We start from the raw sequence: 22,118 nt of genomic DNA, 5'->3' as shown, positions 1-22,118 counted from the left end.
CCCCGCGGCTGGGGCGGGGCTGCGGTCAGCGCCGGTGGGCCGCAGTCAGCCGCTCCAGAGCGGGCACGATCTCGCGGGGCGAGGGCGTGCCGAGCATCTCCCGGCGCAGGGCGCCCGCCCGGAGGGTGAAGGACGGCTCCTCCAGGACGCGTACGAGCAGGTCGCGCAGCCCGGCCGCGGTCAGTGCACGGACGTCCCGTACATACAGCCCCGCGCCGGCCTCCTCCACGCGCCGGGCCTTGAGCAGGTTGTCCAGCATCAGCGCGGGCACGACGACCTGCGGGACCCCGTGGGCCAGCGCGGTCTGGGTGGTGCCCGAGCCGCTGTGGTGGATGATGGCCGAGCAGCTGGGCAGCAGCGCGTCCAGCGGGACGAAGTCCACGGCACGGACGTTGTCCGGGAGCCGGGGCAGCTCGGCCAGCTGGGCGGAGTTGAGCGTGGCGACCACCTCGATGTCGAGTTCGGCGACCGCGTCGAGGAGTTCGGCGACCGAGGCCCGGTCGCCGCCGAGCAGTTCGCGGAACGACCGGCCCAGCGTGAGGCAGACCCGGCGCCGGCCGGCGGGGCGGCGCAGCCAGCCGGGGACGGTGGCGTGTCCGTTGTACGGCACGTAGCGCATCGGCAGATACGGATGGTCGACGTCGAGCCGCAGTGAGGTCGGTACGGGGTCGATGGTCCACTGGCCGAGGACGGCCTCCTCCGCGAACTCCCGCCCGTGGCGGCGGAGCAGCGGGCCCAGCCACTCCTCGAACGGGTCCTCGCGGTGCTCCGGCGGTCGCTCGCGCAGCGCGGCGCGGTAGCTCTGCCTCATCCGGCCGATGACGTCGAAGCCGAACATCAGCCGGGCGTGGGCGGCTCCGGTGGCCATGGCGGCGATCGCACCGGCGAAGGTCGTCGGATCCCAGATCACCAGGTCGGGCCGCCACCGGCGGGCGAAGGCGACCAGGTCGTCGACCGTGCCGGGTGAGGAGGTCTGCTGGAAGCTGTGGCTGGTCCAGGCGGTGAGGACGCACTGCATGTAGTCGTAGGTGAGCCGCTCCGGGCGCAGCTCGCACAGGTCGAACAGCTCCCAGGCGATGCCGCCCTGGGCGTTCCAGATGTTGCCCTCGACCCGCACCTCCTGCTCGGTCAGCGGGGAGACGTCGGTCCACTGTCCGGGGTCGAGGGCCTGTCCGACGGACACGGCGGTGAGGCCGGAGCGGACGATGTCGTCGGCCAGGTCGGGCTGGCTGGCCACGCACACCTCGTGTCCGGCGGCGCGCAGCGCCCAGGCGAGGGGCACCTGGGCGTGCAGATGGGTGGCGGCGGCGAGAGTGGTGAACAGGACGCGCATCAGCGGGCCTCCGGGGTCATCGGAAGTCCGCCCGGTGGTCGGCGGCCCACTGGGCCAGGGTGCGGGCGGGTTTGCCGGTGAGCCGCTCGACCGTGTCGTACACGGCGGCGGGCCGGCCCACCCAGGAGGCCTGGAAGGCCAGGATGTAGTCGGCGATCGGCTCGGGGAGGCCCTGTTCGATCATGTCCGCGCGGGCCGCGGCCGGGGTGACCTCCTCGAAGCGCAGCTCACGCCCGAGTCCGGCGGCCAGGGACCGTACCTGCTCGCGTACGGTGAGCGCCTCGGGGCCCGAGACGCTGTGCACGGCCCCGGCGTGGCCGTCCTCCAGGAGTGCCGCGGCGGCGACCGCCGCCACGTCGGCCTCGTGGACGGGGGCGCCGACGGCGTCGGGGTAGGCGGCGCGCACCACGCCGCCGGTGGCGATGGAACTGCCCCAGACGCTCAGCTTGTTGGCGGCGAACTCCCCCGGCCGGACATGGGTCCAGTCGAGGCCGGTCCGCTCGACGGCCTCCTCGACCGGGCGGTGGTGGTCAGGGTCGCTGCCCTCGGTGACGGCGTCGGAGGAGAGGACGACGATCCGCCGTACCCCCGCCTGGGCGGCGAGCCGCGCGACCTGAGCGGCGGTGGACGGCTCGGGGAACAGATAGAGCCGTTCGACACCCGTCAGGGAGGGCAGCAGGCTGTCGGGGCGCAGCAGGTCTCCTGCGACGACCTCGACGGCGTCGGGGAGCGCGGCGCTGTCCGGGGTGCGGGTCAGGGCGCGTACGGGCGCCCCGGCCGCCACCAGGAGGTCGACCACATGGCGGCCGACGCTGCCGGTGGCTCCGGTGATCAGAAAGGTCACGGGGGTGGGTCCGTTCGGTCGGGGCGGGGTGCGTCAGTCGCGGGTGGCCAGGACCAGATGGACGGTGCCGCCGGTGTACACCCCGAACTGGGAGATCTCGGAGCGCAGCCCGTGCTTGGCCATCAGGGCGGTGATCTCGTCGAGGCGGCCGTCGATGTCGTGGACTTCGAGCAGGACGCGGCGCACCATCGGCCAGTGCTCGTCGTCGAGACCCTTGAGGACGTCCAGCTCGCCGCGCTCCACGTCCACCTTGAGCAGCCCGATGCGCTCGACGCCCTGGTCCCGGATGATTCCGCTGAGCGTGCCGACGTCCACCTGGACGGTCTGCCGTACGTCGAACATCCGCCACACGACCTGCCGGGTCTGCTGGTCGGCGTCGATGTTGTCGAGGTTGGCCTCGATGTTGCGGACGTTGTCCTCCTCGTCCTCGAAGAGGGTGGAGGAGGACGGGATGTACGGGTGGAAGATCAGTTCGGCGGTGCCGGGCTCGGAACCGAGTGCCATGTTGAAGGCGGTGGCGCCGGGCAGGTGTTCGGCGAGATTGGCCGCGAGGCAGCCATGGGTTTTGGGCGCCGGTTCGAAGGCCAGGACGCGGGCGCCGGGGGCCTGGGCGGCGAAGCGGATCGCGGCGAGTCCGACGTGTGCGCCGACGTCGACGATCACCTCGTCGGGGCCGAGACCGGCGGCCGCGGTCCGGTAGAACGGCGCTTCGGTGAGCTCCGTCCAGAGGGTCTGCGCCTCGGCCTCGTTCATGGCCTGGACCGTGGGCCCGTCGGGCAGCGCGCAGCGCACGGTCGGCGGGGCCGGAGGCAGGTCGGCGGGGAGGTTCCAGTAGTCCACCATGCGGTCCACGATGGGGCCGCGCCCATGACTTCCCCCCGCAGACCGCTGGAGCCGCGGGCGCCGGGCGGGTCGACCGGTTGTCGGTCGCCGCGCGAGATCGTCCTGACACGCTCGCCGGAGCCTGCGCCCCGGCCGCCCGGAAGCCGTCGGCGCACTTCGTCGACAGGGGAACCATGCGCGCGCTGTTCGTCACATCTCCCGTACTCAGCCATATCTTTCCGACGGTGCCGCTGGCGCACGCGCTGCGGGCGGCGGGGCACGACGTGCGGTACGCCGTCGGTGACGCGCTGGACGCCGTCACGGCGGCGGGTCTGCACGCCGTCGACATCACCCCCGGCCTGGACTACACCAAGGTCTGGGTGCCGGACGGCGCCGAGGATCCGATGTACGTCGAGGACGCAGGGGTGGAGTTCCTGGCCGAGCTGTTCGGCCGGGTCTCCGGGGTCGAGGTCGACGGGACCTTGGAGGTGGCCCGGTCCTACCGGCCGGATCTGATCGTGCACTCGGCCGCGCAGGGCGCCGGAGCGCTGGCCGCCGCAGCGCTGGGGATTCCCTGCGTGGAGCTGCCGTTGGGCCCGGCGGACAGCGATCCGCGGCTGGCGGGGCTGCTCCGCGAGGCCATGAAGGGCGACTACGAACGCCATGGGATCCCGGGGACGCCGCCCCGGACCGTGCGGATCACCTCCGTCCCCGAGCGGCTCGTACCGCTGCTGCCGGGCGGGGAACGACCCGAGCACGAGTGGTCGATGCGATACGTCCCGTACAACGGCGGCGCGGTGCTGCCCGACTGGCTGGCCCGGCCGGCCGACCGGCCCCGGATCGCGGTCACGCTGGGGTCGATCGGGGCGCAGTGGGGCGGCATCACCGTCCTCGCACCTCTGATCGCGGCGGCGGGCGAGGTGGACGCGGAGTTCGTGCTGACCCTGGGCGGCGGAGATGTGGAGCTGCTCGGTGAACTGCCGCCGAACGTCAGGACGGTGGAGTGGGTGCCGCTCGCGCCGCTGCTGGAGACGTGTGCCGGGATCGTGCACCACGCGGGGTCGGGGACGCTGCTGACGGCGATGACCCTGGGGGTGCCGCAGTGTGTGCTCCCGGACGGCGCCTACCAGCGGGCCAACAGCGATCTGCTGGTGAGCAGCGGGGCCGGTTTCGCGGTGGACGCGGCGGAGATCGGCGCGGCCGAGTGCCGGCGGCTGCTCGAGGACCCGGCGCTGCGGACGGCGGCCCTCGGGCTGCGCGACGAGCTGCGCGGAACGATGCCGAGCCCGGCCGCGCTGGTACCGCGGCTCGAGGAACTGGCGGCCTGAGACGTGCCGGTGCCGGGCCTCTCGTACGGACGAGGGGCCCGGCACCGTCGTGCGTACGGAGTCAGAGGCCTTCGGGGACCTTGCCCAGGGCGCGGTAGAGGGGCGAGAAGTTCATGACGTCCCAGTGCTCGACGACCCGGCCCTGGTCGTCGAACCGCAGTTCTTCGAGGTAGTGCCAGGTGACCGGCTGTCCGGTGGCGGGCACACCCATGAAGTCACCCTTGTGCGTGGCGGTGACGGTGATGCGGAGCATGACCCGGTCGCCCTCGGCGACGATGCTCTTCGCCTCCAGGTGAAGGTCGGGGAAGGACGTCAGGGAGCCGCGCATGATGTCCGCGATCAGGCCGGCGGGCATGGACCGGCCGTCCTCGTCGTAGTGGACGGCGCCGGGGGCCCAGAAGGCGATGACCCCGTCGGGATCGCCCCGGTTCCAGGCGGCCACCATCTCCAGGGCGCGGCGCTTGTTGTCGGCGGGTGACATGGCTACTGCTCTCCTTGCGGCTGGGGGCTGAAGACGTGCGCGGTGATGGCCTCGGCGAGGGGTGCGTGGACGGCGCCGGGCAGGGCGTGGCCCATGCCGGGGATCTCCACGAGCCGGGCGCCGGGGATGAGTCCGGCGAGGTGGCGTCCGTGCGGGGGCGGGGCGATCGGGTCGTTGAGGGCCTGGACGACCTGGGTGGGCACCCGGACCTGGGCGAGTTCGGTGGCACGCTCGCGGGGGTGGGACGGGAGCATGTGGTGGGCGGTCGGTTCGGTGGCCGTGCCGGCGTGGTCGGCGGCGTCCTGCTCCCAGCGGCGGAACTCGTCCGCGTCGAAGGGGAGCTGGTCGCCGGAGAAGATCCGGGAGCGCTCGACGCGCCGGTCGAGCTCGGCGCCGGCTCCGTCGACGGGCTGCGACATCAGCTCCAGGGCGTCCAGGAGGGCCGGTCCGGGCAGGGGAAGTCCGTCGGCGGAGGGTTCGCCCTTGAAGAGGCGTTCGATGTTGCCGTCGAAGTCGACGTCGAGGCCACCGCCGAGCATGAGGGTGAGGCTCAGCAGCCGTCCGGGGTGGTCGAGGGCGAGGAGCTGACCCATGATCGTGCCCATGGACATGGTCACCACATGGGCGGCGGGGATGTCATGGGCGTCGAGGACGGCGACCGCGTCCCGGGTCAGCTCCGTGTACGTGTAGGGATGGGCGGCGAAGTCGCGGACCGTGGAGCGGCCGGTGTCCCGGTGGTCGTAGCGGATCACCCGCAGCCCGCGTGAGGTGAGCTGGTCGACGAAGTCACGGGGCCACGCGCGCGAGGACTGGTTGCCGCCGGCGATGAGGAGCAGCGGGGGATGCGCCGGGTCTCCGAGAGCCTCGCTCCACAGTCGTACGTCTTCGCTCCGGACGATGCACTCGGTCATACGGGGCTCATTTCGATCAGGCAGAAGTCGAAGGGGACGACCGGCGAGCTGATGGGTGTCACCAGGGAGGTGACAGCCAGTCCGGCGGAGGCGGCCAGGGCGCGCCACTCCTCGGTGGTGCGGACCCGCCCGCCGAGGAAGACCAGCATCCGCATGTCCAGGACGCTGAAGTAGCGGTCGGAGGTGGAGACGTCGGGCCCCTCGGCGGGCTCGGCGCGCTCCCGCAGCAGGATGCGGCCGCCCGGTTCCAGGGCGTCGCGGCAGCGTTCGAGGATGCGCCGGGCGTCGTCGTCCTGCCAGTTGAGCAGCACCATGGAGAGCAGGACGAGGTCGGCGCGGACGGGGAGTTCGTCGAAGAAGTCGCCGCCGAGCACGTCGATGCGGCCGTCCATCCCGGCGGCGGCGATCCGCTCGCGGGTCCGGCCGGCCGGGCCGGGCAGGTCGAGGACGGTGCCGCGCAGATGCGGTGCGGCGCGCACCACGGACTGGAGGAATCCGCCCGGGGCGCCGCCGACGTCGAGCACATGGCGCACCCCGCTCCAGTCGTAGGCGGCGATCGGCGCGGCGTGGACGGCCTCCTCCTCGGTGGCCATCAGCCGGTCGAAGGCCTCGCCGAGTTCGGGGACGGCCGACAGGTCCTCCCAGAAGGGGCGCCCGTACAGCGCCTCGTAGGAGGGCCGGCCGGTCCTGACCGCGTCGAGGAGGCGGGTGAACGCGAGGTCGGCGCGGCCGACGGGCTGGTCGAGAGCGAGCCAGTGGCGCTGCTGCACAGGGTGGTCGTCGGCGAGCAGCAGCCCGACGTCCGTGGGCTCGAACCGGCCGGGGGAGGTCTCGCGGTACACCCCGACGGCGGCGAGATGGCGGACGAGGCGGTGCAGCGCGCCGGGATCGGTGCCGGTGGCGGCGGCGAGGTCCTTGGCGACGGTGGCGCCGGAGAGCATGTGGTCGGTCAGCCGCAGCGTCGCCGCGACCCGCAGCGCCATCGGAGTCACCAGGTCGCACATGCTGATCAGGACGTCCATGGGGGTGCCGTCGTGCTGTCTGCTGGAACTGCTCACGTGGGCTTCTCCCGGATCCGCCGGCCGGCCCTTGTCCCAGCCGTTTGCCCGGCGAGTATGCGGCCCTCCTCTCGCAAGGCTCTCGATGATCACTGGGCCGGTTCCGGACGGCCCGGACGATCGGGTCCAGTGGGGTACGAGGCTCCGCTGGCAGCCTGGGCCGCCGGACCACTGGTGAGGGGGATGGCATGACAAGTCAGGATCAAGGCGTCGCCGTGGTGACCGGCGCGACCAGCGGAATCGGTGCGGCGGTCGCGGAGCTGCTGGCCGAGCGCGGCCACCGGGTCTTTCTGTGCGCACGTGACCGGTCCCAGGTGGACGCGACGGTGGAGCGGCTGCGCAAGGCGGGCCATGACGTCGACGGGCAGACCTGCGACGTCCGTTCCGCGGACCAGATCCGCGCCTTCGTCACCGCGGCGAAGGAGCGTTACGGGCCGGTCGGTGTGCTGGTGAACAACGCGGGCCGCAGTGGCGGCGGTACGACCGCGGAGATCACCGACGAGCTGTGGCGCGATGTGATGGAGACCAATCTCGACGGCGTCTTCCGGATGACCCGGGAGGTGCTCACCACCGGCGGGATGCTGGAGAGGGGCCACGGCCGCATCGTCAACATCGCCTCCACCGGCGGCAAGCAGGGCGTGATGTTCGGGGCGCCCTACTCGGCCTCCAAGCACGGAGTCGTCGGCCTCACCAAGGCGCTGGGCCTTGAGCTCGCCAAGACCGGGGTGACCGTCAACGCGGTCTGCCCCGGCTATGTGGAGACGCCGATGGCGCAGCGGGTGCGCCAGGGCTATGCGGCGTTCTGGGAGACCTCCGAGGAGGAGGTGCTGAACCGGTTCGAGGCGAAGATCCCGCTGGGCCGGTACTCCACGCCCGAGGAGGTCGCCGGCCTGGTGGGCTACCTGGTCACGGACACGGCCGCGTCGATCACCGCGCAGGCGCTCAACGTCTGCGGCGGGCTCGGCAATTACTGAGCACGGACCGAGGGAGACGCAATCCATGACAAAGCCGGCGACGCACCGCACCGAGCACCGCATCATCGTGGCGGCCGCGCCCGAGGTGGTGTTCGGGCTGATCGAGAACGTGGCGGACTGGCCGGTGATCTTTCCGCCGACCGTCCATGCCGAGCAGGCCGAGCGGACCGGGGACACCGAGCGGATACGGATCTGGGCGACCGCCAACGGCGAGGTGAAGGGCTGGGTCTCCCGGCGTGAGCTGGACCGGGCGGGCCTGCGCGTCCGCTTCCGGCAGGAGGTCTCCCGCTCCCCGGTCGCCGCGATGGGCGGTGAGTGGGTGATGGAGCCGCGGCCGGAAGGCGGCACCCTGGTCCGGCTGCTGCACGACTACCGCGCGGTCGGCGACGATCCGGCGCATGTGGAGTGGATCCGGCAGGCGGTGGACCGTAACAGCGACAAGGAGCTGGCGGCGCTGCGCGACGCGGCCGAACAGCGCGAGCGGCGGGCCGAGCTGCTGCTGTCGTTCTCCGACACGATCCCGGTCGACGGTGCCGCCAAGGACGTGTACGACTTCGTCGACCAGGCCGACCGGTGGCCGGACCGGCTTCCGCACGTGGCCCGGGTGGAGCTCACCGAGGACGTCCCCCAGCAGCAGATCCTGGAGATGGACACCCGTACGGCGGACGGCTCCACGCACACCACCAGATCGGTGCGGATCTGCTTCCCGTACGAGCGAATCGTCTACAAGCAGCTGCTGACCCCCGCGCTGATGACCGCGCACACCGGTGAGTGGACGATCCGGGAGGACGGGGCACAGACGCTGATCACCAGCACCCACACGGTGGTGATCAACCCGGAGCCGATCACCCGGATCCTCGGCGCGGACGCCGGGGTCGCCGAGGCGCGGACCTTCGTCCGTGAGGCGCTCGGCCGCAACAGCACCACCACCATGCTGCATGCGAAGAAGTACGCCGAGGACATCGCACGCGGCTGAACCGGAAAGGCAACGCCATGCGGGTCCTGTTCACCTCGTTCGCCGCGACGTCCCATGTGCATACGCAGGTTCCGCTGGCATGGGCGCTGCGCGCCGCCGGGCACGAGGTACGTATGGCCAGCCAGCCGGACGCGGTCGAGCACATCCGGCGGGCCGGCCTCACCGCCGTACCTGTGGGCGAGCCGCTGGATCAGGAGTCGCTCGTCCAGGAGCTTGACGAACGGCGGTCCGAGGCGCAGGAGGAGGGCGGTACGGGCCCCGGGGCGCTGGACTTCGTCGCGCTGACCGACATCAGTGAGCTCCGCCCCGAGCGGATGACGTATCCGTACATGCAGGCCAGGCAACTCGCGCTCACGATGGGGGCGTTCCCCACCCAGTCGGACCCGGGCACGATCGACGATCTCGTGCGATTCGCCCGGTGGTGGCGGCCGGACCTGGTGGTCTGGGACACGATGACCTTCTCGGGCCCGGTCGCCGCGATGGCGTCCGGCGCCGCCCACGCCCGGCTGCTCTTCGGACTGGACCTGATCGGATGGCTGCGCGGCCACTACCGGGCCGAGCTCGGCTCCCGGCATCCCCTGCTGCGGGACGACCCGATGGCCGAGTGGCTGGGCTGGACACTCGACGCGTACGACTGCGCGTTCGCGGAGGAGGCGGTGGTCGGGCAGTGGACGGTCGATCCGATGCCGGCGTCGCTCGCCCTCGCGGTGCCGGGGATCCGGGTGCCCGTGCGGTACCTGCCGTACCACGGGCCGTCGGTCGTACCCTCCTGGGTGCACGAGCCGTCGGCGCGGCCGCGGGTGTGTCTGACCCTGGGCCTCTCCCAGCAGGAGGTGTTCGGTCGGGACAGGGCGTCCCTGACCGAGATCCTGGCCGCGGTCGCCGAGCTCGACGTGGAGGTCGTGGCCACCTTGAACGCGGCCCAGCTGGCCGCACTCGGCGGTGATCCACCGTCCAACGTACGGGTGGTGGGGTTCGTTCCCCTCGACGCCCTGCTGCCCACCTGCGCGGCGGTTATCAGCCATGGCGGCGCCGGGACGTTCGGCACCGCGCTCACCCATGGGGTCCCGCAGGTCATCGTGCCCGACCTGCTCTGGGACACCACCCGTAAGGCCGAACGGCTCGAAGCGGCAGGCGCCGGCCTGAGAGTCGCCGACCCCGAACGGTTCACCGCGGCCGAACTGCGCGGCCTGCTGGCCCGGGTCCTCGGCGAACCGTCGTTCACGGCGGCGGCCGCCCGCGTCCGCGACGAAATGCGGGCCACCCCCGCCCCCGCCGACATCGTGCCCACCCTCGAACGACTTACGGCCGAATTTCGACGGTGACAACCCATCACTCATCGTTCCTTTATACGGGACACCTCGGGCGAATCCCCTGACCGCGCACTCGTCAAACCATTTTTGCCCGCGCTTGGGGAACACTTTTTTCGCCATTGACAGAAGCGTCCTTGAAACCTAAAGTCAAGATCGAGTTTCGACAGCGGCTTGACCAGCCGCTGAACAAATGGGGGCACGCCATGGATTTCCGGGTTCTCGGACCTCTAGAGATGCTCGACAAAGGGCAGAATGTAGCGCCGACGGCACCCAAGCCGCGGCAGGTCATCGCCCTGCTGATCATGCGACGCAACGCCGTGGTGCAGACGAATGAATTGATCGACGAATTATGGGAGGAAGGCCCTCCGGCCAGCGCCCTGACCACTCTCCAGACCTATGTGTACAAGCTCCGGAAAATACTTGTTCGGCACGGCGGAAAAGGACTCCTCCATACCCGCCCCGGTGGCTATCTGCTGGAAATCCCGAACTCCTCCATCGATCTCCACCGGGTGGAAGGAGCAGCCGCCGAGGGACAGGCGGCGCTGGAGGCCGGAAATCCGGCCCGGGCCCGCGACATTCTGACCCAAGCGCTTTCGACCTGGCAGGCGCCGGCGCTGGTCGACGTGGACCAGGGGACCCTGCTCTCCTCGTACGCGACGCGGCTCGAGGAGTTCCGCTCCCGCATCCTGGAGCTGCGTATCGAGGCGGACCTCCAGCTCGGCCACCACCGGGAACTGGTGAGCGAGCTGAAGTCCCTGGTACTCACCCATCCCTTGCACGAGCATCTGCACGGCTCCCTCATGATCGCCCTGCACCGCTCCGGGCGACGCCATGAGGCCCTGGAGGCGTTCCGGGTGCTGCGCCGCAACATGATCGAGGATCTCGGTCTCGAACCGGGCGAGGAACTGCGCCAGTTGCACCAGGCCCTCCTCGGCGACTCCCCCGTCGGTCCGCCGTTCGAGGCCCGGCAGACCCCGCGTCCGGCCCCCGCGCCGCTGGGCGCGCCGGTGAGCGCGCCACACGTCGAGCCCGCGCCGGCCCCGGCCGACGACGTCGCCCCCGAGCCGGCCCGGCAGGAGACGCCGGCACCGGAACGAATACCCGTCACCACGGCCCGGGCGGCGCCGGAGCGGCACGCCACCGCCACACCCACGTCGCCGGTGCCCGTACCGGCCGAACTCCCGGCGGACGTACCGGACTTCACCGGACGCGCCGGCGCTCTCGACGAGATCACCGCGCATCTGACCCCCGACGAGCCGCACGGCAACGCGACCCGGGTCGTGGTGATCGCGGGCATGCCCGGGGTGGGCAAGACCGCCCTCGCCGTCCATCTCGCGCACCGGCTGCGCCACCGGTTCGAGGACGGGCAGCTCCATGTCGAGCTGGCCGGCTCCTCGGACACACCCCGGGACATCATGGACGCCCTCCATGAGGTGCTGCACTCCCTCGGGGTGCCGCACACGCACATTCCGGAGGGTCTGGAGGAGCGCAGCAAACTGCTGAGGTCGACCACCGCGTCCCGACGGCTGCTGCTCGTCCTCGACGACGCCTCCTCGCTCGCCGACGTACGCCCCCTGCTGCCCGGCGGGCCGCACTGCGCGGTGATCCTGACCAGTCGCCGCCGACTGCACGGTCTGGCCGGGGCGCAGAACGTCGATCTTCAGGTGTTCGCCTGCCCGGAGGGCCTGGATCTGCTCGCCTCGCTCATCGGGCGGCAGCGGCTGGAGCAGGAGTCGGAGGCCGCCGACCGGCTGGTGGCCCTGTGCGGAGGGCTGCCGCTGGCGCTGCGATGTATCGGCGGCCGGCTGGCGGCCATGCCCGGGCTGCCGCTGGCCCGGGTCGCCGACCAACTGGCCAGGTCCCGGGACATCATGGCGGAGCTGAGGCTGGGCGAGCTGGATGTGAAGTCCGGCTTCGACGCCGTCTACGGCCGGCTGTCCCACTCCGACCGCGCCGCGTTCCGGCTGCTCAGCATGTTGCCCGTGGACTCCTTCTCCACCCCGGCCGCGGCCGAGCTGCTCGGCTGCGAGGTGCCCGTGGTGGAGCGGGTGCTCCAGCGCTTCGTCAACATGTATCTGCTCCAGATCGTCCGCTACGACCATGACGGCATGCACTACGCCTATCCGTCGCTGACCTGGCGCTACGCCCGGTCTCGGCTGGATGCCACGCTCACCCGGCCGGCCCGTGACGGGCGGTCGGCGCGCGGACCGCAGGGCGACCGGTCGGAGCACGCGCGCGCCGCGGAGCTGGACAACGCTGTCACTCACAGCGGCGGGCACGCCGCCGTCTCCTGACGGCACCCGGACGTGCGTGTGGCGAGGGAGGCACTCCCTCGCCACACGCACGCGCTCAGACCACGTGGACATGCGGGACGTAGAGGATCCACTTTCCGCCCGCGTCCCGGAAGCGGGTCTCCTTGGCGATGATCTCCTCGGCGTGGTTCCACGCGAAGAGCAGCGCGTAGTCGGGATACGGATCCTCGAACGCGGCCCGCGGGCGCACCGGTATGTGCGAGCCGGGGGTGAGCCGCCCCTGCTTGTTGGGGGTGGTGTCGGAGACGAAGGACACCAGATCGGGGCCGATGCCGCAGTAGTTGGCCACGGTCGCGCTCTTCGCGGTGGCGCCGTATCCGACGACCGTGCGGCCCTCCTCCTTGAGCCGCCTGAGCAGGCCCACGAGGTCGTCGCGGGACTTCTCGACCTTTCCGAAGAAGGTCCGCAGGGTCTCCAGGTCGGCCAGGCGCCTGACCTTCTCCTCGGTGAACAGCGCGGCCACCGACGGGTCGGGTGTGCGCCGGCCCTTGCGGGCGATGGTGTAGCGGACCTCGCCGCCGTGCACCGCCAGCCGCTCGGCGTTGACCAGTTCGAAGCCGAACCGGTCGGCCATGGCGGAGACCGACGTGACGCTGAAGAAGTAGTAGTGCTCGTCGTAGATCTGGTCGTAGGAGGTCTTGTCGACGATGTCGGCGAGGTACGGGTCCTCGAAGACGAACACCCCGTCCTCGGCGAGCAGGGCGTCCACCCCCCGGAAGATGGAGTCCATGTAGGGGATGTGGCAGATGGTGTTGGCGGCGTAGATCAGCTGCGCGGGTCCCTCCGCCGCGCGGATCTCGGTGGCGGTGGACTCTTGGAAGAACTCGGTCGATACCCGGATGCCGAGCCTGCGGGCGATGTCGGCCACGCTCTCCGACGGCTCCACACCCAGGTGCCGTACGCCTGCCTCGGCGAGGGCCTTGAGCATGATGCCGTCGTTGCAGCCGAGTTCGACCACGAACGAATCGGGGGACGTCAGCTCGGTTCGCAGGAAGTACTGAGCGGTCTGCTCGAAGTGCTTCCTCATCACCGACGACCCGGAGGACAGATACGGGTAGTGCCCGTTGAACATCAGGTGCCGCGGCACTTCCTCCATGAGTTGGACCATGCTGCACGAGGCGCACACGCCCAACGCGAGCCGGAAGAAGTACTCGTCCCCGATGTAGTCGGGCTCGAGAAACCCGCTGGACAGCGGCTGCGTGCCGAAATCACCGAACTCGTGAAGTCGGCCGCCGCAGATACGGCAGCTCGTCATGGTGAACAGCCTTCCGTCCCGCTCTCGCAGCCATGTCGACGACGGCTCGACGCCGACCGGCTCCAGCGGGTCTCGGCGGGCCCTCTAGCCGGCGTTCCGACGATGAGGACACGCGAGGGTCGGGCGAACAGTGGGGAGTCGCTTTGTACGGCGCCGAGGCCAGCGAAATTTACGAGCTGCTGCACCAGGGCAAGGGGAAGGACTACGCCGCCGAGGCGGCCGAGGTCGCCCGCCGGGTCCGGGCACTGCTGCCGGACGCCGGGTCGCTGCTGGACGTGGCCTGCGGGACCGGGGCCCATCTCCAGTACTTCCGCAAGGAGTTCGAGCGGGTCGAGGGACTGGAGATGTCCGCACCGATGGTGGCCGCCGCCCAAAGACGGCTGCCCGGGGTGCGGGTGCACACCGGGGACATGCGCGACTTCGCGCTGGGCTCCGCCTTCTCCGCGGTCACCTGCATGTTCGGATCCATCGGCTATCTGTCGTCGGCGGCCGAACTGGACGCCGCGCTCGACCGGTTCGCCCGCCACCTTCATCCCGGAGGGGTCGTCGCGATCGACCCGTGGTGGTTCCCGGAGACCTTCCTGGACGGCTATGTGTCCAGCGGTACGGCCACCGAGGCAGGGCGGACGCTGGCCCGGGTGTCGCACGCGGTACGCGAAGGCGACACGTCACGGATGGAGGTGCACTACCTCGTCGCGGACTCGGTCGCGGGCATACGGCACTTCAGCGAGACGCATCGGATCACGCTGTTTACCCGGGCCCAGTACGAGGCGGCCTTCACCGCGGCCGGCCTGAGCGTCGACTACGTGCCGGGACTCCACGGCGGCCGGGGACTGTTCATCGGTGCGCTCACCCGACCCCGCGCCCTCTGACCGTGCTCCACCTCAGCTGGATCAAGACCCGAAGGAGACCGTCACGTGCCGCCCCTGAGCGAGCTGACCACCCCCGAGAATCTGTCCGAGGACACCGTCCGCCGCTACCGTGACGACGGATTCGTGCACATCCCCCAAGTGCTCTCCGCCGAGGAGGTGGCCACCTACCGCGCGGCCGCCGAGGCCATCCTGGAACGGGACATGGAGATCTGGGCGGGCGGCGAGGACGGCGGCCAGGTCGAGGTCAACTACGTGACCCAGGCCTGGCGCAAGGACGAGACGCTGCGCTCGCTCGCGCTGCATCCGAGCCTGACCGGGATCGCCGCCCGGCTGGCCGGCGGCCCGCTGCGGCTCTACAGCAGCGAGGTCCTGGTGAAGGAGCCGCGCAAGGCGCTGCCGACCCTGATCCACGACGACGAGGCCGGCCTGCCCATGGACGGCCTGTCGCTGACCCTGACCGCCTGGGTCGCCTTGGTGGACGTGCCCGTCGAGCGTGGCTGCCTGAGCTATGTGCCCGGCTCCCATCTGCGCAAGGAGTCCGAGCGGCTGGTCCACATGACGAGCTTCGAGCACTTCCGGTCGGCCGAGGAGGTGTGGCCGGACTTCCCCTGGCAGCCGCGGGTCACGGTGCCGCTGCGCGCCGGTGATGTGGCCTTCCACCACTGCCGTACGGTCCATATGGCGGGGCGCAATGACACCGACGAGCGACGGATCGGCCATGGCGTGATCTTCATGGACGCCGGTGCCACGTATCTGCCCGGCGTCATGGACGAGTACCTGTCCCACATGCGCCCGGGGCAGCCGCTCGACGACGAAAAGCTGTTCCCGCTCATCAGCGGCTGACCGCGACACATGGAAGGGCCCCGGGAGGCGTTGCTCGCCTCCCGGGGCCCTTGTCCGTGCGGCCGTCCTGCTCAGGACTCCAGGTCCAGCGCGTGGGCGCTCAGATGGTCGATGGCATCCGCGTATGTGAAGGGCTGCATGAACCACCCGGCCCGGACGTCCCGGTAGCGGCGGGACAGCGGGTGCCCGGCGGTGAAGGAGGCGCCGCCGGTGAGCGTCATGCAGTCCTCGACGACGGCCGCGGCGGTCCGGTTGACCACGAGCTTGGCGTACTGGAAGGGGGCGATCATCCGCAGTCCGCGTTCGGCCGGGTCGTCACCGGTCCGGCCGGCATGGTGGTCGGTGTGCAGCAGGGCGGCGCCGAGCGCGGTGCGAAGGGTGTACAGCTTGACGTCCATCTCGGCGACGAGGGTGCGTACGGCCGCGGCCGGGTCGCCGCCGCGGCGCCTGATCCCGGCGACCGCGAGGTCCCGGGCGGACTGCGCGATGCCGGCGTACACCCCGAGCAGTCCGATGGAGCTCACCGTCTGCCCGGCCATCGCGGCGTGGTTGACCTCGCCGACCGGCCCGCGCAGGAAGAGGTCCGCCTCCGGGACCGGGCAGTCGTCGAAGACCACTTCGGAGCTGGCCGAGGCTCGCATGCCCATGCCGTCCCAGTTGTCCGGGACCGTCAGGCCGGGGGTGTCCGCCGCAAGGAAAGCGGAGGCCAGCCGGGCCGGGCCGGTCGCCGGCCGGGTGCGGGTGGCCACGACGAAATGGGTGGCGACCGGGGCCATGGAGACGAGGATCTTCCGTCCGGAGAGCAGCCAGCGGCCGGCCCCGTCCGGGCGCAGTTCGGTCGCCGGGCCCGCGTCCTTGAGGGCCCCGCCGATGACCGCGTCGTCCTTGCCCATCAGCCACAGGACACGTTCCGCGAGAGCCTGCCCAGCGGGGTCGGCATGGCGGAGCTCGTACGACATGGTGATGCCGCGGCACAGCTGCATATGGAGGCAGAGCGCGGTGGCGGCGTCGGCCTCGGCGACCCGCATGACGGCCAGGGCCACGTCGTGGACGCTGCTGACGCCGAGGCCGCCGAAGGTGCGCGGGACGGTGGCGGACAGCACGCCGTCGGCGGACAGGGCCCGGAACACCTCGCTGGGGAAGGTGCCTTCGCGGTCGTGGGCGGCGGCGGCCTCCGCGATACGCGGCAGATGTCCGCCGAGGATGTCCAGGAGCCGCGCTCCCTCCGGGGAGACCGGGGCGCTGAGGTCCGCCAGCTGCGGAAGCGTGACGCCGGCTTCGCTGATCATGGGTCCTTCTCCTCAGGATGTCGGCCCGGCCTGGAGGCCGGCCGGGTTCGGTTGCGCGGCGAGATACCGGTCGATGGCGCTGCGGAAGTAGCCGGGACCGAATCCGCGCAGGGCGGCCTCGGGCACGAGGCGGTGGAGTTTGGCCACGGAGGGGCAGTGGGACACCGTGTGTCCGGCGGCCAGCCGTTCGGCGCGGGTACCGAGACGCAGTTCCAGGTGGTCGAGGATGTCGGTGACGGCCGCGCAGTTCCCGGAGGCCACGTTGACGGTCTCGTTGTCGACCCCGGTGCGCAGGATCTGGTCGAAGAGGCCGACGAAGTCCTCGACATGGAGCAGGTCGCGGCGGGCGCCCTCCTGGACGGCGACCTGTCCGGCGCGCAGCCGCCGGACCAGGACGGGCAGCAGCCGGTACTCCGGTTCCCCCGGTCCGAGGACATAGCCGAGCCGCAGGATCAGATGGCGTACGCCGGAGTCGCGGACCAGGGTCTCCAGGTCGAGTTTGTGCTGTCCGTACGGGAGCGCCGGGGCCACCGGCTCGTCCTCCAGGCCCCGGCAGCCGGGTGCTCCGTACATGGAGACCGTGGAGAAGAAGACGAGCTGGTGGCCGTCGGCGAGGCAGCGCTCGACGGTGTCCTTGACGAGCAGGCGTTCCCGCTCATGGGCGGAGTCCGGCAGCGGGTGGCGTGGAACGCCGGCGGCCAGGACGGTCACCCCGGGGTGCGCGCCGCTCAGGGGCCGCAGATGGCGGGCGAGGAACCCGCTGCCGATGAGCTCCACGGTCGGTGTTCCCTCCTCAGGCCTGCGGACGGACGGACAGCGCGTGGTGGAAGACGTTCCGGGGGTCCCAGCGGGCCTTGATCCGCTGGAGCTGGGGGTAGTTGTCGCGGTAGTAGAGGGTGTGCCAGGGGACGCCGGAGGTGTTCCACTTCGGGTCGGCGAGATCGGTGTCCGGGTAGTTGATGTAGCAGCCGCTGTTGGCGTCGTTCGGGACGGGGACGCCGCCGGTCTCCGCGTACACCTCCTGGTAGAAGCGGCGGATCCAGTTGATCTCCTCGCGGTCGGCGGGGTCGGCCCAGTAGAGGTCGTAGGCCACGCTGAACAGCGCGTCGCGGTGCGGGAAGGCGGTGGCGGAGGGGGCCGCGGTGTTGATCCGGCCGCCGAAGGAGGTGACGTAGACGGAGGCGCCCCAGCGGGTGTCGCCGTCGGTGAGGTATTTATGGACGACCCCGATCTGCCGGTCGGTCCACCGCCTGCGCAGGAAGGCGGCCTTGGACTTGAAGGGGGTGCCGCCCGCGTAGGTCGCGGCGCCGAGGGTGGCGGTGAGCCAGGGCTGGTTGCTGCGGGTGGTCTCGGGGGCGACCCCGACGCCGGCGGTGACCTGCGCGAGGTACTCGTCCATCAGCCGGTCGGCGTCCGGCTGTTCGCCGCTGACACCCACCAGGAGCTGGAACGATCCGGTGGCCTTGTGGGTCAGCGCGAGCGAGCTGGCGACCTTGGCCTGCGGATGGCGTTCGTGCCAGCTGCCGTGGTTGCGTACGAGAGTGGTGAAGGCCCGCTCGTCGATCTGGGCCCACTGCCAGGTCGCTGCCAGGCCCGGCACGGTGGCGGGCGGCTTGGGCAGCAGGCCGGCCGGGTCCTTGCCGCGGGCCTGCGGGGAGCGCAGCAGATAGCGCAGGACGACGCCGAAGTTGCCACCGCCGCCACCGGCGTGGGCCCACCACAGGTCCCGGTTCGGGTCGTCGGCGCGGCGGGTGGCGACCACCCGGCGGGCCTTGCCGTTCTTGTCGACGACGACCACCTCGACGCCGTGGAGATGGTCGACGACCATGCCGTGCTCGCGCGAGAGGGTGCCGTAGCCACCGCCCGCGGCATGGCCGCCGATGCCGACGCTGGGGCAGCTGCCGCCGGGGATGGTGACGCCCCAGCCGTAGTACAGGTCCTTGTAGACCTTGCCGAGGGTGGCGCCCGCCTCGACGGAGAACGCCTGGTGCTCGGGGTCGAAGGTGACGTGGTTCAGCGGGGAGACGTCAAGGACGATCCGGACGTCGGGTCCGGTGACGAAGTCCTCGTAGCAGTGTCCGCCGCTGCGGACGGCGATCCGCTTGCCGGTCCGTACCGCCTCTTCCACCGCCTGGACGACCTGCTCGCCCGAGTAGACGGCCCGGACGGCGTCGGGGCGTGGCGTGAACCGTCCGTTGTAACTCTTGTTGAGGCTCGCGTACCGGGTGTCGTCGGGGCCGACGGTGACCGGGCCCGGTATCGGGTGACAGCTCGCTCCGGTCCGCCCGGCGGCCGTCGCGGTGGTGCCGGTGAGTCCGGTCAGGGCGGCGGCGCCGCCCGTGGCCGCCGTCCCCCACAATATGTGACGTCGTGTCAACTCTGCCATGTGAACATCGTTCCTTCCCCCGTGCGGTGACCGGCGAGTGGCGCGCGCCCACGCTAGGCACGGCGGCTGTCGGTTGCCTCGGCTTCCGCTGTAGGGGCGGTGGAGCTCGCTTCCACTCGCCTGCGAGAGGGGCGCGAGAGGACGGCCGCACGCTTCGCCGTATGGCAGCGAAGAGTGATGGCAAGGTCGACGACACGGCGTACAAGACGGAGGTCACCCGGGCATTCGACCGGGCGGCGGCCCACTACGACCGGATGGGCGTCGAGTTCTTCAGCCCGATGGGCCGGCGGCTGGTCGAGCGGGCCGCCCCCCGGCCCGGCGAGCGGGTGCTCGACGTGGGCTGCGGGAGGGGCGCGGCACTCTTCCCGGCGGCCGCGCTGACCGGGCCGACCGGTTCCGTCCTGGGCATCGACATCGCACCGGCGATGATCGAGGAGGCGCGGCGGGAGGCGCTGAAGCAGGGCGCGGGCCATGTGGAGCTCCGGGTGATGGACGGCGAGCGGCCCGAACTGCCGCCGCGCTCCTTCGACCTGGTCCTCGGCAGCTACAGCGTGATCTTCCTGCCGGACGCTCCGGCGGCGCTGGCCCGCTATGCGGAGCTGCTGGCCGACGGCGGTCGGATCGCCTTCACCAGCCCCGTCTTCACGGACGACACGTTTCCGTTCCTGCCGCCGGTGTTCACCGAGCTGATTCCCCGGTCGCTGCTGGCGAACCTGCCCGCCGAGTGGCAGCCGGAGGCGCTCCAGCGCCGTTTCAACAGCTGGCTGGGACAGGTCACGGATCTGCGGCGGACGATGGAGAAGGCCGGATTCACCGAGGTCGAGGTGGTCGACGAGCCGGTCGAGCTGGTCGCCACCTCGGGCGAGGCGTGGGTGGACTGGTCGCACACGCAGGGGATGCGGCTGCTGTGGACGCATCTGCCCGCGGAGGAAAGCGCCCGGCTGCGGGAGCGGCTCATCACCGCCCTCGACGCGATGCGGGACGGTGACGGGCCGCTGGTGATCGACACTCCGGTGCGCTATGTCACCGCGACCGTGCGCCGATGAACCCGTGCTCGGCGAGGCTCTCCCGGGCGGCCGCGACCGAGGCGCGGTCCCGCTCCGGAGGGCCGGGGCGGGCCGGCAGCAGCGTCACGACGGCGCTGGTGCCGGCCCGTACGGCCGGGTGGCGCCGGGCGAGCTGGGCCAACGTCTGCCCCGGTCCCGCTTCCACCAGTACGGCGTCCCGCCCGGTCAGGACGGCGTCGAGGGCGGGCCAGAACAGCACCGGGGCGACCGGCTGCGCCGCCCAGTAGCCGGGGTCGCCGGCCTCCCGGTGGGTCAGCGGCCGCGCGGTGTAGCAGGAGTGCAGCGTCAGCGCCGCCGGTGTGACCGGCAGCGCCGCGATCGCCCGCTCCGATCCGGCGACGGCCGGGGCGAGCACCGGGCTGTGGAAAGGGCTGAGTGAGGGCAGCCGGCGACAGGTGAACTCGTGCTCCGTCAGGGCCTTGTGGACGCGTTCGAGAGCGGGATCGGGTCCGGCGAGGACCGTCTGCCGGGGCGCGTTGACCGCGCCGACGACGACGTCGCCGCCGCCGCCGCCGCCGCCGAGGAACGGTTCGACCTCGCGCACGGACGCGGCGACGGCGAGCATCCCGCCGGGCGGGCCGTCGGCGAGCAGCCGGATCCGGTCGAGGACGAGCCGCGTCGCGTCCCGCAGGGTGAAGATCCCGGCGAGTACGGCCGCGGCGAGCTCGCCGATGCTGTGGCCGAGCAGGACGTCGGGGCGACTCCCCCAGCTCAGGACGAGCCGGCCGAGGGCGTGGTCGACGGCGAACAGCAGCGGCTGGGAGCGGGTGACATGGTCGAGGTCGACGGCGGGTCGGTCGGTCAGCCAGTCGGCCCGGAGCCGCTCCCCCTCGCCTTGGGCGTACGCCTCGACGGTGTCGAAGACCTCGTCCATCGCTGCGGTGAACACCCGCTCGGCGCCGTACAGCCCGGCGGCCATCCGTAGGTGCTGCGCCCCCTGCCCTGGCAGGAGTAGCACCATCGCCCGACGTTCCCCCATGGTCCCCATCCTCCGTATGCGTTCGGTCGTCCGTTCATGGCCGCTCCGCCCACGCCGGGCGTTCGAGCATTTCGATCACGGCGCAGGACCAGGTGAACCCGGCGCCCACGCTGACCAGCAGGCACGTGTCGCCGGGGCCGAGCGCCCCGGAGGCGGTGAGGTGATCGAGTCCGGCGAACGGGTCACCCGCCCCGAGGTGGCCGACCCGCCGGCTCCAGGGCCAGGTCGTGCGCTCCGGATCGATGGCGAGCGGGCCGAAGTACGCCGCCTGGAGCCGGCGCCGCCCCAGATGGGGCAGGGCGATCCAGTCGATGTCGGCGAGGTCGAGCTCCGCCTCGGCGAGGGCTTGTTTGAGGACGGCCTCCTGGGCGGCGGCGACCTTGGACACCGCGTAGGAGACGCCCGTGGTGGCGAGGAAAGCCCGCTTGCACGCCTCCAGGTCGACCTGGGGGCGGTGGGTGAACGGCGCGTCCTGGAACGGGTCGTCGCCCCGATGCATTCCTTCCAGCTCCGGTACGGAGACCGTGACGAGGCTGCGGATCCGCGCGAAACCTGTGCGGCGTGAGAGGACGAGAGCGGTGGCGCCGTCGCCGTACACCGTGCCGGGGTCGCTGTGCCAGCGGTCGAACCCGGGCGGGCAGAACTTGTCCCCCGTGGTGATCAGCGCGGCCGAACGCCCCGGGTCGACGGAGAGGTAGGCCGAGGCGAGTTCCAGCGCGGCCATGCCGCCGTTGGAGACCTGGCGGACCTCCATCGCGGGGCAGTTGTTGCCGACGGCGGCCCGCTGCACGTAGGACGCGGGGGCCCACAGGTCGTGGCCCTGATGGAAGAAGCTCGCATGCAGGACGAGGTCGATGTCCGGGCCGTCGCTCCCGGCCCGCGCCAGCGCGGTGCGGGCGGCGCGGGCGGCCATCTGCGGCGCGGACTCCTCCCCGGCCACGGCGACCGAGAGACTGCCGGTGCTCCGCGCGAGGGACGCGGAGCACCGGCCGTCGGCGACGGCGTCCTCGGTGCTCACCCGTGGGGGCAGCCAGCTGCCGGTGGCGGCGATGAAGAGCCGGTCCATGGCGGTGGC

Annotated in this window: 20 protein-coding genes; 8 read left to right on the top strand and 12 right to left on the bottom strand. The window is 71.6% G+C overall.

Annotated elements, in window-relative coordinates; translation table 11 throughout:
• Positions 1-25: 25 nt before the first annotated feature.
• From ACZ7LT_RS11465 to ACZ7LT_RS11455, 3 genes are read right to left on the bottom strand one after another with little or no spacing between them, the layout of a single operon-like run.
• Positions 26-1,333 (bottom strand): activator-dependent family glycosyltransferase, encoded by a 1,308-nt coding sequence (locus ACZ7LT_RS11465; protein ID WP_471235795.1) that lies wholly within the window; start codon positions 1,331-1,333, stop codon positions 26-28.
• A 16-nt stretch (positions 1,334-1,349) separates the two neighbouring features.
• Positions 1,350-2,177, bottom strand: a complete 828-nt coding sequence (locus tag ACZ7LT_RS11460; RefSeq protein WP_471235794.1) for an NAD(P)H-binding protein — start codon at positions 2,175-2,177, stop codon at positions 1,350-1,352.
• Positions 2,178-2,210: 33 nt separating this feature from the next.
• Positions 2,211-3,020, bottom strand: a complete 810-nt coding sequence (locus tag ACZ7LT_RS11455; protein ID WP_471235793.1) for an FkbM family methyltransferase — start codon at positions 3,018-3,020, stop codon at positions 2,211-2,213.
• A 224-nt stretch (positions 3,021-3,244) separates the two neighbouring features.
• On the opposite strand from ACZ7LT_RS11455, the gene ACZ7LT_RS11450 reads away from it, so the two are divergent.
• Positions 3,245-4,327 (top strand): nucleotide disphospho-sugar-binding domain-containing protein, encoded by a 1,083-nt coding sequence (locus tag ACZ7LT_RS11450; protein ID WP_471235792.1) that lies wholly within the window; start codon positions 3,245-3,247, stop codon positions 4,325-4,327.
• 61 nt (positions 4,328-4,388) lie between these two features.
• On the opposite strand, the gene ACZ7LT_RS11445 is transcribed toward ACZ7LT_RS11450, so the two are convergent.
• Genes ACZ7LT_RS11445 through ACZ7LT_RS11435 form a run of 3 tightly spaced genes read right to left on the bottom strand, consistent with a single transcriptional unit; the run spans position 4,389 to position 6,777 of the window.
• Positions 4,389-4,808: an ester cyclase gene (locus ACZ7LT_RS11445; protein ID WP_471235791.1), complete on the bottom strand. Its 420-nt coding sequence runs from the start codon at positions 4,806-4,808 to the stop codon at positions 4,389-4,391.
• A gap of 2 nt (positions 4,809-4,810) precedes the next feature.
• Positions 4,811-5,719 carry an alpha/beta fold hydrolase gene (locus tag ACZ7LT_RS11440; RefSeq protein ID WP_471235790.1) on the bottom strand — a complete coding sequence of 303 codons (909 nt, stop codon included), beginning with the start codon at positions 5,717-5,719 and terminating at the stop codon, positions 4,811-4,813.
• Positions 5,716-6,777, bottom strand: coding sequence for a methyltransferase (locus tag ACZ7LT_RS11435; RefSeq protein ID WP_471235789.1), 1,062 nt, complete (start codon positions 6,775-6,777; stop codon positions 5,716-5,718). The genes ACZ7LT_RS11440 and ACZ7LT_RS11435 overlap by 4 nt, the downstream gene beginning before the upstream one ends.
• A gap of 188 nt (positions 6,778-6,965) precedes the next feature.
• Between ACZ7LT_RS11435 and fabG the strand changes: the two genes are divergently transcribed.
• From fabG to ACZ7LT_RS11415, 4 genes are all read left to right on the top strand, one after another.
• Complete coding sequence (gene fabG, locus ACZ7LT_RS11430; RefSeq protein WP_471235788.1) at positions 6,966-7,751, top strand: 3-oxoacyl-ACP reductase FabG; 786 nt, start codon at positions 6,966-6,968, stop codon at positions 7,749-7,751.
• A gap of 25 nt (positions 7,752-7,776) precedes the next feature.
• A complete protein-coding gene (locus ACZ7LT_RS11425) occupies positions 7,777-8,727 on the top strand; it encodes an aromatase/cyclase (RefSeq protein ID WP_471235787.1) in 951 nt (316 codons plus the stop codon).
• A 17-nt stretch (positions 8,728-8,744) separates the two neighbouring features.
• Positions 8,745-10,052 carry an activator-dependent family glycosyltransferase gene (locus ACZ7LT_RS11420; RefSeq protein ID WP_471235786.1) on the top strand — a complete coding sequence of 436 codons (1,308 nt, stop codon included), beginning with the start codon at positions 8,745-8,747 and terminating at the stop codon, positions 10,050-10,052.
• A gap of 191 nt (positions 10,053-10,243) precedes the next feature.
• Positions 10,244-12,334: an AfsR/SARP family transcriptional regulator gene (locus ACZ7LT_RS11415; protein ID WP_471235785.1), complete on the top strand. Its 2,091-nt coding sequence runs from the start codon at positions 10,244-10,246 to the stop codon at positions 12,332-12,334.
• A 55-nt stretch (positions 12,335-12,389) separates the two neighbouring features.
• Here ACZ7LT_RS11415 and ACZ7LT_RS11410 read toward each other — a convergent pair whose 3' ends face one another.
• A complete protein-coding gene (locus ACZ7LT_RS11410; protein ID WP_471235784.1) occupies positions 12,390-13,607 on the bottom strand; it encodes a methyltransferase domain-containing protein in 1,218 nt (405 codons plus the stop codon).
• Between the two features lie 143 nt (positions 13,608-13,750).
• Between ACZ7LT_RS11410 and ACZ7LT_RS11405 the strand changes: the two genes are divergently transcribed.
• Together ACZ7LT_RS11405 and ACZ7LT_RS11400 are read left to right on the top strand one after the other, a co-directional pair.
• Positions 13,751-14,479: a class I SAM-dependent methyltransferase gene (locus tag ACZ7LT_RS11405; RefSeq protein ID WP_471235783.1), complete on the top strand. Its 729-nt coding sequence runs from the start codon at positions 13,751-13,753 to the stop codon at positions 14,477-14,479.
• A gap of 45 nt (positions 14,480-14,524) precedes the next feature.
• Positions 14,525-15,322, top strand: a complete 798-nt coding sequence (locus ACZ7LT_RS11400; protein WP_471235782.1) for a phytanoyl-CoA dioxygenase family protein — start codon at positions 14,525-14,527, stop codon at positions 15,320-15,322.
• Positions 15,323-15,393: 71 nt separating this feature from the next.
• Here the strand turns inward: ACZ7LT_RS11400 and ACZ7LT_RS11395 are convergent, their stop codons facing one another.
• From ACZ7LT_RS11395 to ACZ7LT_RS11385, 3 genes are read right to left on the bottom strand one after another with little or no spacing between them, the layout of a single operon-like run.
• Positions 15,394-16,611, bottom strand: coding sequence for an acyl-CoA dehydrogenase family protein (locus tag ACZ7LT_RS11395; RefSeq protein WP_471235781.1), 1,218 nt, complete (start codon positions 16,609-16,611; stop codon positions 15,394-15,396).
• Between the two features lie 12 nt (positions 16,612-16,623).
• A complete protein-coding gene (locus ACZ7LT_RS11390; RefSeq protein ID WP_471235780.1) occupies positions 16,624-17,388 on the bottom strand; it encodes an NAD-dependent epimerase/dehydratase family protein in 765 nt (254 codons plus the stop codon).
• Positions 17,389-17,404: 16 nt separating this feature from the next.
• A complete protein-coding gene (locus ACZ7LT_RS11385; protein ID WP_471235779.1) occupies positions 17,405-18,997 on the bottom strand; it encodes an FAD-binding oxidoreductase in 1,593 nt (530 codons plus the stop codon).
• A gap of 161 nt (positions 18,998-19,158) precedes the next feature.
• On the opposite strand from ACZ7LT_RS11385, the gene ACZ7LT_RS11380 reads away from it, so the two are divergent.
• Positions 19,159-20,043, top strand: coding sequence for a class I SAM-dependent methyltransferase (locus tag ACZ7LT_RS11380; RefSeq protein WP_471235778.1), 885 nt, complete (start codon positions 19,159-19,161; stop codon positions 20,041-20,043).
• Here ACZ7LT_RS11380 and ACZ7LT_RS11375 read toward each other — a convergent pair.
• Together ACZ7LT_RS11375 and ACZ7LT_RS11370 are read right to left on the bottom strand one after the other, a co-directional pair.
• Complete coding sequence (locus ACZ7LT_RS11375; RefSeq protein ID WP_471235777.1) at positions 20,021-21,043, bottom strand: acyltransferase domain-containing protein; 1,023 nt, start codon at positions 21,041-21,043, stop codon at positions 20,021-20,023. The two genes, ACZ7LT_RS11380 and ACZ7LT_RS11375, sit on opposite strands and share 23 nt — an antisense overlap.
• 34 nt (positions 21,044-21,077) lie before the next feature.
• Complete coding sequence (locus ACZ7LT_RS11370; RefSeq protein WP_471235776.1) at positions 21,078-22,109, bottom strand: ketoacyl-ACP synthase III family protein; 1,032 nt, start codon at positions 22,107-22,109, stop codon at positions 21,078-21,080.
• Positions 22,110-22,118 lie beyond the last annotated feature (9 nt).

It is taken from the genome of Streptomyces sp. NPDC039465, assembly GCF_055639315.1.
Note: the sequence above shows the minus strand (reverse complement) of the source record. Positions and strands in the feature narration are given on the sequence as shown.